Genomic DNA, 13,834 nt, shown 5'->3' with positions numbered 1-13,834 from the left:
ACAAGGCCATCGGTGGTTCTCCTTCAGTGCGTGACTTGGTCGTTTCACACCGAAGATCCCGCCGATGGCCGCCTACTTCACGCCACCACGCCGGTCCTCAAACCCCACCACTCCACGGGACTCTCCTTCGCCTGGCCCTCCGAAGTTCCAGCGTCACGTCGAGGCAGCGTTCTGGGCCGAGATCGCCAAGGGACTGTTGCCGATCGAAGCCGCGGCTGTGGTCGGCGTGGCGCAAGCGGTCGGTCAGCGGTAGTTCCGCAACGCTGGCGGCATGCCGCCGTTCGACCTGAGCTTCAAGCCGACGGGCCGCTACCTGTCGTTCGCTGAGCGCGAGGAGACCGCGCTGCTCAAGGCGCAGCACAGGGGCGTGCGCGAGATCGTTCGCACGATCGGCCGTGACCCCGGAACGGTGTCACGCGAACTGCTACGCAATGCCGCGACTCGTGGCGGGAAGCTCGAGTACCGAGCGTCGGTCGCGCAGTGGAAGGCCGATATGGGGGCCAGGCGCCCCAAGGCCGCGAAGCTGGTCACCAACCCGCGGTTGCACGCTTACGTCCAGGAGCGGCTGGCGGGACAGATCAAGACACCGGACGGCAAGGTCATCCGCGGTCCGGAGCCGCCACGGTTCACGGGTCTAAGCAAGCCGCACCGCAAGCATCGCGGGTGGTCGACGGCGTGGAGTCCGGAGCAGATCAGCAACCGGCTCAAGGTCGACTTCCCTGATGATGAGTCCATGCGCATCAGCCACGAGGCGATCTACCAGTCGCTCTACATCGAGGGCCGCGGCGCGTTGAAGCGCGAGCTGGGTCTGGTGCCTGCACACCGGCCGTGCGTTGCGGGCACCCGTGAGCGGTTGCGTCGCAAGACGTGGGCGCACGTGACGCCCGAGACGCTGATCAGCGAACGCCCAGCAGAAGCCGACGACCGTGCCGTTCCCGGCCATTGGGAAGGCGACCTGCTGATGTGACTGGAGCGCTCAGCGATCGGCACCGTCGTCGACCGCACCACCAGGTTCACGATGCTGGTCCACCTTCCACGCGAGGAGGGCTACCGGCACAAGGAGACACCCAGGAACGGCCCCGCGTTGGCCGGCTACGGCGCGCCCACGATGAAGAACGCACTGGCGAACACGATGTCGACACTGCCGGCCCAGCGGGCGCGGTCGGTCACATGGGACCGCGGCAAGGAGATGTCAGCGCACGCGAGGTTCACTGTCGAGACCGGCATCCCGGTCTACTTCGCCGATCCACAGTCGCCCTGGCAGCGCGGCACCAACGAGAACACCAACGGACTGCTGCGCCAGTACTTCTCCAAGGGCACCGACCTATCGCGCTGGTCCGCCGAGGAGATCGAAGCCGTCGCTCACGCCCTCAACACCAGGCCCCGAAAGACGCTCGGATGGAAGACGCCGGCTGAGGCCTTCAACGAGCATCTACTGTTGCTCCAGCAGGCTGGTGTTGCATCGACTGGTTGACCCGGTCAAAGTCCCGGTCACCGGGTTTCGCCACTTGTTGCGCGGCATCCCGGTGCGTTCGACCGTCGCCGAGCGGTTCCTCTCACCCTGCTGACGGCCGACGTAGCGCCACCCGCCGCCGTCGGGCACCTTGCCGAGCTTCTTCACATCGACATGGATCAAGTCGCCGGGCTTCTCGTGCTCAATGCGGCGGATCGGTTCGCCCGTGGCGCGGTCGAGGTGGGAGAGCCGGTTGATCCGGCAGCGGACCAGGACCGCGTGCACGGTCGAGGACGCCATGTTGAGGCGGTCGGCGATCTCGACCGGGCCGAGTCGCTGCTTCCAGCGCAGGTGCACGATCATGCGCCGGATCGGCGCCGGCGTCCGGTTCGGCTGCCGATGCGGGGCAGAGGACCGGACGGTCGAGCATCCCGTCCGGGCCCTCGTCGCGGTAGCGGTCGGCCCACTTCTTCGCTGTGCGCCACGAGACGTCGTAGCGCTCGGCAGCTCGAGCTGGCGGCCAGCCGTGATCGACGATCAGGCGAGCGAGCCGGAGCTTGGCGCGAGGGGTCAGGGCTGCGATGGCGTGGGTAGCGTGTGACACGAAGGCCTCCTGCGGTGGCGGAGCGGTTCCTAGACAGCTCCACTCCACACCGGGGAGGCCTTCGTCCATCTACAGGTCAGACCGTGTCGTCGCAGAATCTCGACCAACGTGCCTGGGCATCACAGTTAGGTCCGCCGCGAGCAGCGAGATTTAAAGAGTTGAAAGACCACTAAACAGGTACGGGATATTTAAAGGATTTAAAGAGGTTGATACCGTGTCTGACATGAACCCCTTCACCCCGACCTTCGGGACGAGCCCGCCGCTCCTGGTCGGCCGCGACGGCGACCTCGCCGACTTCCGCGAGGGGCTGCAAGGCGGCCCAGGCTCGCCCGAGCGTGCCACCTTGGTCACCGGGCTGCGAGGCACGGGCAAGACGGTGATGCTCAATGCCTACGAGGACGTCGCCGGCGAAGAGGGCTGGCTGGTGATCTCCGAGACCGCCACCCCGAACCTCATCGACCGAATCACCCACGAGCACCTGCCCCGCCTACTCAGCGAGATCGATCCCCGCCAGACCGAGTCGCATCTGACCGGCGTATCCCTGCCAGGTGGATTCGGCGCGGACCGGGAAGTCTCTGCCCGGCACACCCCCCGGCCGGGTCTGCGGTCCCAACTGAACCTGCTGACGGACCTACTGGCCGAGCGTGGCGGCGGCGGTGTCCTCATCACCGTCGACGAGGTCCACCGCAAGGGCATGAACGATCTGCGCGAGCTCGGGACCACGATCCAGCACGCCTTCCGCGAGCGCCGCAACGTCGCCTTCGTGGGCGCCGGCCTGCCCTCTGCCGTCGACGACCTCCTCTCCGATGAGGTCTCCACGTTCCTGCGCCGCGCCGACCGGCGCCACCTCCGCACGGTCCGGCCCGAGGAGGTCGCCGCAGCGATCGCCGTGCCCATCCGGGAAGCCGGCCGAGACATCACGCCCGACGCGCTGCAGACCGCCGTGGCCGGCACCGGCGGGTACCCGTTCATGATCCAGCTCGTCGGACTGCACGCCTGGCGGGCCGACAGCGCCGCCGCGACCATCGACGTCGACCAGGCCCGCCGCGGCGTCGACCAGGCCCGCCGCAAGGTCGGCCAACTGGTCCACGCCAGCGCCCTGGCCGACCTCTCCGACGTCGACCGCTCCTTCCTGGCCGCCATGGCCCACGACGACGGCCCGAGCCGCATGGCCGACATCGCCACCCGACTCGGCGTCGACGCCACGTACGCCGGCCAGTACCGGCTGCGACTCATCGCCGCGGAGGTGATCGAGCCCCGCGGCCACGGTCTGGTGGACTTCACCCTCCCCGGCTTGCGCGACTACCTGCGCGAACACGCCGCCAGCAGCCACTGGGGCCCCGAAGCCGCGCTCCCCCCGGTCGAGCGACCTGCCCTCCCCGGCGTCGACCAGGAGAGGAGGCAACTCCCAGGGCCGCCCGACAACACCGGCGGCCGCGGGTTGCCCCGGTAGCACCTGACGGCCCCTCCGGGCCCTCCCTACGGCCCCAGCTGGCGACGAGCCTGACGACGCAGAACCGCCTCAAGCTCGGCGACGCCGTCGCCCAGCGGCGTCGGCGGGGCGACATCGGCCAGGTCGTCGAGCAGCTCGTCGACGTCGGTGTCCTCGAACTGCGGCGAGGTGTAGGCGTTCCACTCCCCCACCGCCGCGGCAAGCCGGCGGTACGCCTCGACGTCGGCCGGAGCGTTGAACCAGGCCGCAGCGGCGAGCGCTACCCGCCGCGCGATCAAGGCCGCCTGGTCGTCCATGGCCGCTCAGTCTCCCGCCCAGCAGGCCCGGAGGGAACCCCTACCGGTTATCCACAGGCCCGCCGTCGGCGCCGAGCGCGGGCCGGCGCGAATCGGCAAGACTCAAGCCCTACCTCCTCGACAGGAAGGCAACCTCGGGGACGACAAAGACCCGCTCGAAGCAGGCGGGCACGCCGCGGCGGCCCGCGAGCACGTCTACGGCTTCAACCGCGCCACGATATGGGAGCAAGACCAGATCCCGTCCGAGACCTCCGACCAGCTGGCGGAGTTCGCCGACCTCGCGGCTGCGCTCCCCCAAGCGTTCTCCCAGCTCTCCAGCACGCTCGAGCAAGCCCTGGCCCACCAGGTGCTCAGCATGGACGCGATGACCGACGAGACCGACCCGTCCATGGCGATCGGCGTTGCTCGCCTCCACCTGGAGGAGGCCCGGGGGCTCGCGGTCGACCTGCACAAGCAGCTCGACGCAGCGCGGAACGCCACCGCGCACATCATTAGCCAAGGCGTCGACGACGGCCAGGAGTCGATGCCCTGGGACCAGCCCTGACCCGCAGCGCTGACGCGTCCGCAAGATTTCTTCGCGTCGGGTGATCGCCCCCACGGGTCGACCTTCCTTTGGTGACTGAGAGATGACCCCGGTCCACCAAGGAGCTGCCCGTGAGCACGCCCACCGATTCCCCGTCCGCCGCGGCCGACCGTGACCCGGTTCAGGACGTCCGCGCCCACCTCGAGCAGGCCCTAGCCGCGCTCGATCGCCTCCGCGAGGTCCTTCCGCCTCCGACCGCTCCCCCGCCCGAAACCGGAGGCGGTGACTCGGCATGAGCACCGACACCGCGCTGAGTGCCGCCGACGCGGTGTTCGAGGCCGAGCAGGCCGTGAGCAGGGCTCGCTGGGTCGTGGAGGAGCTGCAGGAGACGATCGGCTCCGCGCTCCGCGTGCTCGATGACGCCGAGCTCGACTCAGCCAAGGTCAAGCTGTCCGAACGTGGCTCCTTCTACCTCGCGGCCGCCGGCGAGCACCTGGGACGTCTGCGGACGCGGTGCAACGAGATGCCTGAGCTCACGCAGGACCTCTTCACGCACCTCAACCGCGCCACGCAGTCCGTCTCCGATGCCCGCACCCTCCTCGACCTGGCCGACACCTCCGATCCCGTCATCGCCAGCGAGGTCGCCCAGCTCAAGCCGCGAATCGCGGTCGTCGGCGAGATGGTCGCCCTGGCCAAGCCCGTCGCCCAGCTGGCGGCCCAACACGTCGAGACCGCCCATCAGGCCAGCCGGGACGTGACTGCCCTCGGCCTGCTGGAGCCGGTCAGCCTGGAGCGAAGCATCGCGACCGCGGGCAAGGAGCTCGGCCGCGCCGACGAGGACGTGCGCCTGCTCGGCAACGTCGTCGACCACGCCGCGGCCAGTGCGCGGGAGTCGGCCGGGATCGCCAGCGAGATCTCCGACAACGCCCGCCGACGGATGTCCGAGCAGAGCCGGGACCCGGTCCCGAGCGCCTCGCTTCCGACGCCCAGGTCCCCGGGTCGGTAAGGGCGCACGGCCATGGACTTCGACCAGGGGGGCCGCCAGCTGGCCGGGCTCATCCTCGACGCGGCCGGCCGCGGCCAGCACGACCAGGTCGCTGACCTGATCGCACCGCTCGATGCCGAGCAACTGCGGTCACTGGTGAGCGTGCTGGCCGTCCAGGTCGACCAGAGCACGCCGGCCTCCTCGGCGACCGGCCCGGCCGCGGTGTGCGAGCTGGCCATCAACGCTGCGGCGCCGATGTTCGGCACCACCCCTGAGGCGATTCTCAGCGCCGAGCGCAGCCGCCCGGTCAGCGATGCCCGGGCGGTGGCCATGACGGCCGCCCGCGCGGCCGGCCTGTCGTTCCCGGCGATCGCCGAGCACTTCAACAAGGACCACGGCTCGGTGATGCATGCGGTCTCGCGCACCGCCGAGCGGCCCCGGCTGGCCGACGCTGCAGCGCGGGTCAGCGAGCACGTCAACAGCCGCTACGCCGCCCGCGTGCCCCGCGGCGAGGAGAACGTGGTCCCGCTTCACCAGCAGCCGCCGGCGTCCACGTTCCAGCCCGAGGGCCCGGTCGAGCACGCCGTGGTGGCGGCCGCCGAGGCCTTCAACACGACACCGGAGGTCCTCCTGGGTGCCGACCGGAGCAGAACGGCCGCCGACGCCCGCGCGGTGGCCATGACGGCCGCCCGCATCCATGGCCACAGCCTGCCCACGATCGCCCGGCACTTCGAACGCGACCACACCACCGTGCTCTCCGCGACCCGACGCATCGAGAAGACCCCGCCTCTGCGCGACCTGGCGGCGAAGATCGCCGCGGATCTCCCCGAGCAGGCGGCGAGTGCCGGCGCCGACCACCTCGACATCGACGAGCAGATCCCAGAGAGCGTCCACCGCTCCCCCGGGCTGCGCGAGCAGCAGCGTGCCATCCCCGTCTCCGGCGAGCGTGCCCAGCTGAGGGTCGCCCGGTGAAGGCCCTGCTCGGCCTCGCCGCGGCCGCGGTCCTGGCGCTGACCGCCGGCGGCATCAAGGCGGCCCTGCCCGGAGCCCAGACTGGCCCCGAACCAGCCGAGGGCACGACCACCCAGGTGCGGGTGACCGCGGTCGTCGACGTCGACACCCTCCGCGTCGAGACCCTCGACGGTCGCCAGCTCGGCCGCGTCCGGCTGCTCGGCATCGACGCCCCCGAAGTCGTCCACCCTCCCGAGCCGGCCGAGTGCTACGCCGCGGCCGCCACCAACCTGCTCGAGCGACTCGCGCCGGTCGGCAGCACCGTCGAGCTCGTTACCGACACCGCCCAGCCCAGCCGCGACCGGTACGACCGGCTCCTGAGGTACGTCGACCACGACGACGGCGGCCACCGCATTGATGTTGCCCGCGAGCTCCTGGCCAGCGGCGCCGCTCGCCGCTACGAAGCCGACCAGGCGCTCGCCCGCGAAGAGTCGTACTCCGTGGCCACCGACGATGCCCAGGCCGCAGGTCGCGGCCTGTGGGGCAACTGCTGAGAGCCCGGGAGGCAGGGTCCATGGACGAGAACCTGACGATCGCCGCGAAGACGCTCGCCCGCTGGTGCTACGCCCGCGGAGTCGACGAACGTCTCCTCGGCTGCGGTGAGCAGCTGCTCAAGGCGGCGGTCGACCAGGCGCTCGGCCGACCGGCCCCGGCGCACCTCGAGCACGAGCTGTGGCACCAGACAGCCACCCTGCTGCGCCAGCGACGCGACTGGGACCGGCGACCACCAGGTGAGCCCCCCGAGGCCCGCGGCGTGCCTCCCCTGCGCCGTGGCGGTCGACCAGTGCGCCATCCACGTCGGCCGACGATGTCGGGCCTGTGGTGGCCAGCTGCACCGCATCGTCATCGACGAGGGCTACGACACCCACCCGTGCTGCGACCGGCCCGGTGCGGACCAATCCCCCCGGGCGGTCCTCGAGCACACCGCCCAGCTGCTCGGAGCCACGCTCCTGGCCCAGTCGGCCTGAGCCAGGAGCCGGACGGCACCACGGATCAGCCCGAGGTGATCGCACCCACCCCTGGTCCGCACTTAGGAGAGCAAGAGGACTGGCGCAGCCGCTGCCGGTCCACGGGATCCATGGGAGTTCACATGAGTGAAGCCGCTCGCGAGGAAGCCGCACTCGAGGAAGAGGCCCGCCAGCGCGCCGAGGAGATCCGGGCCACCGAGGAGGCCGCCGCCCAAGCCGCGGCCGCCGACACCGGTCCCTCCCCCGACGCCGAGATCGCGCAGGTCCACCGGTCCGGTCGGCAGCACGACCACACCGACACAGCCGCCTACCAGCGGCCCCAGCTCGCCCGCCGCCGCGGGCCGCGCCGCTAGGAGGTGCCCGATGGCCACCGCACTCGCATCATCGGCCGCCAGCCGCACAGGTCGTACGACCGGACCCACGACGGTCCGCTGGGTCGACTGCTCCCACAAGCTGGGCTCGCTGCCGTGCATGAACCACAAGCCGCACGAGGGCAACGGCCGCGGCTGCGTCCACCACTCCACGTCCGGCTTCCAGGAAGACGAGTAGCCCGCGCGGACCTGCAGCGCCTGCGGTGAGCGTCCTCAGCCGTGCACCAGGTGCAGCCGCGGCCGAGGCTGCACCGACTCGACGGGGGCCGTCTCCAGGCGCTGCAGCCGCTCGAGGGTCATCGGATGACCATGACGCCGCAGCAGGCCAGCCAGCACCGAGCCCAGGCCGAGGGCGACCACCAGATGGTCCGCCTCGGTCTCCGAACGAGCCTCGATCCGCCGGCTGGCCGCCGGCACCAGGTAGGTCAGACCGATCACCACACCGCCGAGGATCCCCGGCGCCGCCCGCCCCTCGGCGACCGACTGCACGACGCAGATCACCCCGACGACACCCCGCAGCGTCCACGCCAGGCGCATGAACGGGAGCCAGGCGAAGGCCCGGGCCACGCCGCGGAACGTCTCGACCACCAGCCGCCACGGCGTCGTCGCCGCGAGAACAGCGAGCTCGAGCCGCGGCCGGATCGCGCGACGCCGGCCGACGGCATGAGCCATCGCGGCGGCCGCCTCAGCAGCGGTCTCTCCACCGAGGTAGGTGGCATCGACCAGCCCGGGGGTGACCACGACTGCACGACGCGCGATCGCCACGGCGACCGGCGTGCTCGGCCCCTGACGCCGGCGCACGAACAGGGCGTCGACGTCGACGCCGCGGCCGCCCAGCTCGACGAGCACGGGCGTCATCACCTGGAGCTCAGCTGCAGTCGCGGGCCGCGATCCGGTCAACGTCGCGATCGCCGGCACCTCGAGCTGACCGAGCGCCAGCATCACGAGCACGACGCCGGCAGCCAGGAACGCCACCAGCCCCAGTGCCGGCGGGAGCAGGGCGCACATCACCACGGTGAGGACGAAGCTCACCAGCAGCGCCGGCGCCAGCGTCACCACCCTCAGCACGGTCATCGGGAACCTCATCATCACGACCCTCCTCCATCTGTCAGCACTAGTGCGGATCTCTTGACTTTGCTCGCGGTGATCGCCCGGCAACCGCCGTGCGACATAGGCGAACGAGACCAGTTTGTGCCCAGGCGCCGACACGACCCCGAGTTATCCACAGCCCGCCGCTCCGCGGAGCGATGGCCGACCCGGACATGGGTTCATGGGCCAGACCGACCTCCGACCGAAAGGAACACCCGTGGACACCCTCAACGCTGACGGCACTTGGGACCGCCTCGGCTCGATCGCCCTCCTGCTGCACCAGGCCGCCACCCAGCTGTGGAGCGAGGCCGACCAGTCCGCCGCCGACTCGCCGCTGCACGACCTCGGCCTCGGCGTCTACCTGGCGCACTCCCAGGCCAGCGCCCTGCTGCCCGAGGACTACGAGCTGCCCGACGTCGAGGTGGACGAGCTCGAGGAGCGCACGCCGCTGCAGCTGCTCACCGAGGCCGAGGAGCTGACCCGTCCCCTGCCGCTGCACCGGCCCGACCTGGTGCACGGCTCCGAGCTGGTCGTCGACCTGTGCGATCTCATCCGGGAAGCCCGCGGCCTTGGCTACTGACCTCCGGCTGGCGTTCGCCGACATCGACGAAGAGCTCTTCGACGTCGACCAGATCCCGATGACCTCACGCGACGTGCGCAGCGTCGGCGAGATGCTCTTTGACGTCGACTACCTCGCGCGCCAGCTGCTCATGGACGTCGACGGCGACGACGCCGGCACCCTGCTGCGCAGCTGGCCGACGATGGTCGCGGCCGCCGAGGACCTCTGGGCATCCCTGCCCGGGCGAAGGCCGGGTGTCGACGAGCGCGACCGGCCGATCACCAGCCTCGCCGCCCAGACCGCCACCATCGAGACCAGCCTGGACGGCCGTGGGGCCTGGCCCGGGCAGGGACCGACCAACCCCCGCATCGACCAGATGACCCAGACGCTGATCAACGCCGCGGCGCTGGTCCGCCGCTGCGGCGCCGAGATCCCCCACGAGCAGCCCGATGCTCACCGCGACCTCGAGGCAGCTCGCACCCGGATCATGCACGGGCTCTACCTCACCGCCCACGCCGTCAACGTCGCGCTCCACGACCACGGCCGCGACCGCGTCAACGACGCCCGCAGCTCCGGGCGCCGGATCCACCTGGCGCACCACCACTCCCCCTACGCGATCGCCCCCACCGGGGCCTGGATCGACCGGATGTCCGCATGCGAGAACACCGCACGCAGCTACCTGACAGATCGGTTCGCCCAAGCCCTGGCCGGCGAGGCCACACGCCCCGTCGACGACCCCGGCCGGCTCGCGCAAGCGCTGGCCAACTGGGACATCCAGACGCACCGAGCGCTGGCCCGGGATCTCGAACCGTCCAACATCCTGCTAATCACCCGCACCCAGGGACTGATCGCCGGCGCGAGCATGGTCCTCGTCGACGCCGCCACGACTGCCGGCGTGCTCGAGCGCTCCGACCGCCTGGTCCCCGCGATTGCAGAGGCCGGACGCTCCTGGAGCAACCTGGCCAGCCGGTGGGGCGACCTCGCTCCTCCAGGAGCCCGCCTGCAAGAACCGCTGGCCCACGCGGCCGCGGAGGTTCGCGCCGCGTACCGCCAGATCACCCACGACAAGACCACCCTGGCCAGTCCTGAAGTCATCGCCGGCCGCCCAGGGCTGCCCCAAGCCGTGGGCGCCACGCTGCGCGCGATCGAGGCCGGTTCCGAGCTCGCCGTTGTCGTCGCCGAGAAAGCCGACGCACCCGACCTCATCGGCCCGGCCCGCGCTCTCTCGCGCCGGGCACACAACGACGTCGAGGCCGGCCTGGCCACCTCGCCCGTCGAGGGCGACGTCGTCTGGGTCTCCCCGGCCGACATCCTCGCCAAGCGCCTCGTTCCGCTCCCGCCGCCCGTCGCAGAAACGCTACGAGCAGCCAGTGACGCCACGATCGACGCGGCGAGCACAGCGTCGTCCGTGGCCTCCTTGCACGAGGTAGAGCGAGTTCACGCGAGTACCACCAGCGACGCCAAGCAGCCGCCAGCTGGCCCGCGGCCCGAGGCGCCGCAGTTCGAGCCGGTGAGGCTCAGTGCAGGGCCTCGTCGGTGACCGCGCCAGACATCCCCCGAGTGACATGCCAACTCGATGAGCAGGCTTCGGAGCCCCTAACAGTGGATCCGGAAGCCCCCAGAGCGTTGAAGGGCAAAGGATATTTCCAGAAATGTTTTCGGCGCGCCTTCGTTGACGAAAACTCAGCCTGCGGCAGGATCGCCGGCATGGACCAGGAGCAGAAGCCGCGTAAGGAGAGCCGAGCAGGTCGTCCTTCCAAGGGCGAGCGCCACGGTTTCCTCATCAAGCTCTCCCCCGAGACGATCGAGCACATCCAGCTCATCGCTGAGGTTACCGACAACCGCCCTCAGGCGGAGGTCGCTGAGGCCGTCACCTCTGATGCCCTCGGCTCTGATTTCGCCGAGCTGGTCGCGGCCGTCTCGGCGTTCAAGCCGTACAAGGGCCGGCGTGAGCAGATCAAGTTCCACCTGCCCATGGCTCAGGCCAGGATCGTCTTCGCCATCAAGGACGAGACCGGTCTGACGTACCAGAACATCCTCGAGTACCTCCTCGGCGAGGGCGTCAAGCCCTACGACGCCGACGAGATGCGTCGGGCCATCGCGGCCGAGCGTGCCGCTCGCCAGCAGGAGATGTTGCCTGTAGCCGTCTAACCCCGATCAGGGCAGTGCCCTGAAATGCTTGAAGGGCGACCGCGCCAACGGTCGCCCTTCCAAGAAGCAAAGACCCGACTCACTCGTTCCAGGAGATGATTGGGATGGCTTCGTGCTGCCCACCTTAACAGCGCCCAACTCAGACGACTCGGAAATCGGCGCTGTCGATTTCGCCGTGTCGCCTGGCGTTGACCACGCTGCGCTGTCTCCTGCCCAGAACCTTCTCGCTCTCGACGAGTGGCTCTTCTTCCCCACCGGCTGGCATGCGCTCGGTGCTGCTAGCAATGGTCGACTCCCCATCACGGTCCCTTCCCTGCATCAGGGCCTGGCCCTGATCGGCAAGGGGAGAGTGACCGCGATCTTCGGCCGGCTCCGCGCTGGCGCGGGCGTCATCGACCTCGACACCAAGAACGCCAACATGGGCGATTACCTCGCTCCAGAGATCGCGGACTGGCTGCGTCGACGTGGCTGCTGGGTGCTCGAGCGGCCCTCCGGTGGCGCTCCCGGGCGCTCCCACATATTCTTCGCGCGCGCCGACTTCCGTTACGCCTCCGCTGAGCATCGCTCCGGGCTCGCTTCCGAAATCAGCGAATACCTCGACAACCTCGCCGACGACGTCAACATCGACCGCACCGAACTCGACCTCCGCGACTCTGTGCGCCCTCTCTGTTCGCCTCACCGCTGGGGCACCGTCACTCGACCCCGTGGGGACCTTCGTGACGCGCTGCGGAATCTAAAGAAGGTCCTCCCCGAGGCCCCAGCGCTGCAGCCGCTCCGCTCCCCCAAGAAGCGGACGGCCGCCGGCGGTGTCTGGTCCGGTGCCGTCACCCCGCTGGAACTGCAGCGCTACAAGCGCGAGATCGCCCCGCAGTGGCGTCGCTACCTCGCCACCGGCGACACCTCGGTCCTGGGTTCCTACAAGCCCACCGGAGATGACCGGTCGCTCCCCGAGCTCGGCCTTACCCGCGAGCTGGTGTGGGCGGTCGGCGACCCCAAGATCGCCTGGAGCCTTATCCGGGAGTCCCACCCCACCGCGATGCAGAAGGCGAAGCACCAGCGCCCTGACTGGTGGCTGAAGTACGTGTGGAACCGGTGCGTCGAAGACGCCAAGGCCTTCTCCCCCACGGCCGAGTCCTCGCCGCGTCCGCAGGCCGCCCCCGGCGTTGCCGCTGCGGTCCAAGCCGCCCGCGTCCGCCTCGAGGACCTCATGTGGACCAAGTCCGCCCGCTCGCGCCCGTCGCTGCTCCTCGTCGGACACCACCTGCTCGATCGCATGCTGACCGCCGGCTCGCTGCGTGTTCCTTGCCCGGAGCGCGACCTGGTCAAGACCACGGGTCTTGGGGACCGCAAGACCATCAGAGCCGCCCTCAGGCTGCTCGATGGGGCTGTCGGCCGCCTGCACACCGACTGCCTCTCTCCACTCGAACCAGATTCGACGAGCTTCGAGTTCGAGGTGGACCCAACTGAGGATTGCAGTGAAATCCCCCCACTAAGTTTTCACCCGCCCCACGCGCCGCGCGGCCTCTGGGCCACCCTCCCCCGCGCCTCCCACGGCATCTGGCGCACCCTGCTGAACTCTGAAAGCCCCCTTTCCCCCAGTGATCTGGCTTCTAAGGCCGGCCTGGTGGAGACAAGAGACGCCGCTCCAACCCGCAGCCACCTTGCTGCGGTGAAGAACGCTGCAACTGCGCTGGCGCATGCAGGGCTTGCTCGGGTGGACGAGCACGGCTGCTGGATCGCAGCCACCGGCCCGCGCTCGATAAAGGTCGAGGAGCGAGCCGCCGAGGCGTACGCCGTACTGGACGCCCGGGTCGAGGCCGAGAGGGCGGCGTACCGGCAGAGCATGTCGTCGAGCTGGTCTCTGGATCGGGCTCGAGCGTTGAAGGCCCAGAAGGAGAAGGAAGCCGCTTGGTGGGCTGGCCTCTCCGGTAGCGAACGAGCTGCGCGCAGCGACCAGTGGCGCAACGCGTTTGACGAGCTCTCGATCACCGAGCAGGCAACGAGGAAGGCGAGGCTGGCTGCGGCACGTGCAAACGCTGGTATCGATGAGGTCGAGCACTACCGATCGTGGCTGGAGAGCCTGACGCCCGACGAGTTTGCCCGACGCTCGAATGACCGAAAGGCTCGCTTCAAGATGCTCAGCCAGAGCGAACGCGGACTGGCTGTGGCGTCCTGGGCCCGCCACCGAGCTGCGTTCGGCCTCCCCCTTCCAAGCACAACGCCGATCGACGAGCGATCCGTGCTGCCGAATGGTGTCGAGGAACGCGACCGGATCTTCCTCGAACGCCAGCTCTCGTTGCCGTTCTCGGGCGGGGTGACCGCTCGTGCTGCCGGCTGATCGACTCGAACCCACATTCGCCTCAGACGGCGC

14 protein-coding genes and 2 pseudogenes are annotated in these 13,834 nt (G+C 69.9%); 13 read left to right on the top strand and 3 right to left on the bottom strand.

Annotated elements, in window-relative coordinates:
* Positions 1 to 64 precede the first annotated feature (64 nt).
* Positions 65 to 1,474: pseudogene (locus MRBLML1_RS22490) on the top strand (IS30 family transposase).
* A gap of 9 nt (positions 1,475 to 1,483) precedes the next feature.
* On the opposite strand, the pseudogene MRBLML1_RS22485 reads toward MRBLML1_RS22490, so the two are convergent.
* A pseudogene (locus MRBLML1_RS22485) lies at positions 1,484 to 2,057 on the bottom strand (helix-turn-helix domain-containing protein); the annotation flags it as partial.
* Positions 2,058 to 2,280: 223 nt separating this feature from the next.
* Here MRBLML1_RS22485 and MRBLML1_RS22480 point away from each other — a divergent pair.
* Positions 2,281 to 3,510 (top strand): ATP-binding protein, encoded by a 1,230-nt coding sequence (locus MRBLML1_RS22480; protein WP_364520323.1) that lies wholly within the window; start codon positions 2,281 to 2,283, stop codon positions 3,508 to 3,510.
* Between the two features lie 26 nt (positions 3,511 to 3,536).
* Here the strand turns inward: MRBLML1_RS22480 and MRBLML1_RS22475 are convergent, their stop codons facing one another.
* Complete coding sequence (locus MRBLML1_RS22475; RefSeq protein ID WP_364520321.1) at positions 3,537 to 3,806, bottom strand: hypothetical protein; 270 nt, start codon at positions 3,804 to 3,806, stop codon at positions 3,537 to 3,539.
* Here MRBLML1_RS22475 and MRBLML1_RS22470 point away from each other — a divergent pair.
* From MRBLML1_RS22470 to MRBLML1_RS22440, 7 genes are all read left to right on the top strand, one after another.
* Entirely contained in the window at positions 3,805 to 4,350 is a 546-nt protein-coding gene (locus tag MRBLML1_RS22470) for a hypothetical protein (RefSeq protein ID WP_364520319.1), read from the top strand. The genes MRBLML1_RS22475 and MRBLML1_RS22470 overlap by 2 nt on opposite strands.
* Before the next feature lie 271 nt (positions 4,351 to 4,621).
* Complete coding sequence (locus MRBLML1_RS22465) at positions 4,622 to 5,335, top strand: hypothetical protein (RefSeq protein WP_364520317.1); 714 nt, start codon at positions 4,622 to 4,624, stop codon at positions 5,333 to 5,335.
* A 12-nt stretch (positions 5,336 to 5,347) separates the two neighbouring features.
* Positions 5,348 to 6,286, top strand: coding sequence for a helix-turn-helix domain-containing protein (locus MRBLML1_RS22460; protein ID WP_364520315.1), 939 nt, complete (start codon positions 5,348 to 5,350; stop codon positions 6,284 to 6,286).
* Complete coding sequence (locus tag MRBLML1_RS22455) at positions 6,283 to 6,819, top strand: thermonuclease family protein (RefSeq protein WP_364520314.1); 537 nt, start codon at positions 6,283 to 6,285, stop codon at positions 6,817 to 6,819. The genes MRBLML1_RS22460 and MRBLML1_RS22455 overlap by 4 nt, the downstream gene beginning before the upstream one ends.
* 276 nt (positions 6,820 to 7,095) lie before the next feature.
* Positions 7,096 to 7,293 (top strand): hypothetical protein, encoded by a 198-nt coding sequence (locus tag MRBLML1_RS22450; RefSeq protein WP_364520312.1) that lies wholly within the window; start codon positions 7,096 to 7,098, stop codon positions 7,291 to 7,293.
* A gap of 122 nt (positions 7,294 to 7,415) precedes the next feature.
* Positions 7,416 to 7,646: a hypothetical protein gene (locus MRBLML1_RS22445; RefSeq protein ID WP_364520310.1), complete on the top strand. Its 231-nt coding sequence runs from the start codon at positions 7,416 to 7,418 to the stop codon at positions 7,644 to 7,646.
* Between the two features lie 10 nt (positions 7,647 to 7,656).
* Positions 7,657 to 7,842: a hypothetical protein gene (locus tag MRBLML1_RS22440; protein WP_364520308.1), complete on the top strand. Its 186-nt coding sequence runs from the start codon at positions 7,657 to 7,659 to the stop codon at positions 7,840 to 7,842.
* A 35-nt stretch (positions 7,843 to 7,877) separates the two neighbouring features.
* Here the strand turns inward: MRBLML1_RS22440 and MRBLML1_RS22435 are convergent, their stop codons facing one another.
* The gene (locus MRBLML1_RS22435; RefSeq protein WP_364520306.1) at positions 7,878 to 8,738 is read right to left on the bottom strand and encodes a hypothetical protein; all 861 of its coding nucleotides are present in this window, start codon (positions 8,736 to 8,738) and stop codon (positions 7,878 to 7,880) included.
* 232 nt (positions 8,739 to 8,970) lie between these two features.
* Between MRBLML1_RS22435 and MRBLML1_RS22430 the strand changes: the two genes are divergently transcribed.
* The 4 genes from MRBLML1_RS22430 to MRBLML1_RS22415 all read left to right on the top strand — a co-directional run bounded on the left by MRBLML1_RS22430 (position 8,971) and on the right by MRBLML1_RS22415 (position 13,801).
* Positions 8,971 to 9,333 (top strand): hypothetical protein, encoded by a 363-nt coding sequence (locus tag MRBLML1_RS22430; protein WP_364520304.1) that lies wholly within the window; start codon positions 8,971 to 8,973, stop codon positions 9,331 to 9,333.
* A gap of 58 nt (positions 9,334 to 9,391) precedes the next feature.
* Positions 9,392 to 10,852: a hypothetical protein gene (locus MRBLML1_RS22425; RefSeq protein WP_364520302.1), complete on the top strand. Its 1,461-nt coding sequence runs from the start codon at positions 9,392 to 9,394 to the stop codon at positions 10,850 to 10,852.
* Positions 10,853 to 11,019: 167 nt separating this feature from the next.
* Positions 11,020 to 11,463 (top strand): hypothetical protein, encoded by a 444-nt coding sequence (locus MRBLML1_RS22420; protein ID WP_364520300.1) that lies wholly within the window; start codon positions 11,020 to 11,022, stop codon positions 11,461 to 11,463.
* 112 nt (positions 11,464 to 11,575) lie between these two features.
* Positions 11,576 to 13,801 carry a hypothetical protein gene (locus tag MRBLML1_RS22415; protein WP_364520298.1) on the top strand — a complete coding sequence of 742 codons (2,226 nt, stop codon included), beginning with the start codon at positions 11,576 to 11,578 and terminating at the stop codon, positions 13,799 to 13,801.
* The last annotated feature ends 33 nt before the right edge of the window (positions 13,802 to 13,834 follow it).

It is taken from the genome of Nocardioides sp. LML1-1-1.1 (genome assembly GCF_040676175.1).
Lineage (GTDB): Bacteria > Actinomycetota > Actinomycetes > Propionibacteriales > Nocardioidaceae > Nocardioides.
This window is presented reverse-complemented; position numbering and strand designations above follow the sequence as displayed.

Excerpts from the sequence above, each read along its gene's own strand:
- MRBLML1_RS22425 (WP_364520302.1), top strand. The coding sequence starts at position 9,392 with ATGACCTCACGCGACGTGCGCAGCGTCGGCGAGATGCTCTTTGACGTC.
- MRBLML1_RS22440 (WP_364520308.1), top strand. The coding sequence starts at position 7,657 with ATGGCCACCGCACTCGCATCATCGGCCGCCAGCCGCACAGGTCGTACG.
- MRBLML1_RS22460 (WP_364520315.1), top strand. The coding sequence starts at position 5,348 with ATGGACTTCGACCAGGGGGGCCGCCAGCTGGCCGGGCTCATCCTCGAC.
- MRBLML1_RS22445 (WP_364520310.1), top strand. The coding sequence starts at position 7,416 with ATGAGTGAAGCCGCTCGCGAGGAAGCCGCACTCGAGGAAGAGGCCCGC.
- MRBLML1_RS22465 (WP_364520317.1), top strand. The coding sequence starts at position 4,622 with ATGAGCACCGACACCGCGCTGAGTGCCGCCGACGCGGTGTTCGAGGCC.
- MRBLML1_RS22480 (WP_364520323.1), top strand. The coding sequence starts at position 2,281 with ATGAACCCCTTCACCCCGACCTTCGGGACGAGCCCGCCGCTCCTGGTC.
- MRBLML1_RS22475 (WP_364520321.1), bottom strand. The coding sequence starts at position 3,806 with ATGGACGACCAGGCGGCCTTGATCGCGCGGCGGGTAGCGCTCGCCGCT.
- MRBLML1_RS22470 (WP_364520319.1), top strand. The coding sequence starts at position 3,805 with ATGGCCGCTCAGTCTCCCGCCCAGCAGGCCCGGAGGGAACCCCTACCG.
- MRBLML1_RS22420 (WP_364520300.1), top strand. The coding sequence starts at position 11,020 with ATGGACCAGGAGCAGAAGCCGCGTAAGGAGAGCCGAGCAGGTCGTCCT.
- MRBLML1_RS22435 (WP_364520306.1), bottom strand. The coding sequence starts at position 8,738 with ATGACCGTGCTGAGGGTGGTGACGCTGGCGCCGGCGCTGCTGGTGAGC.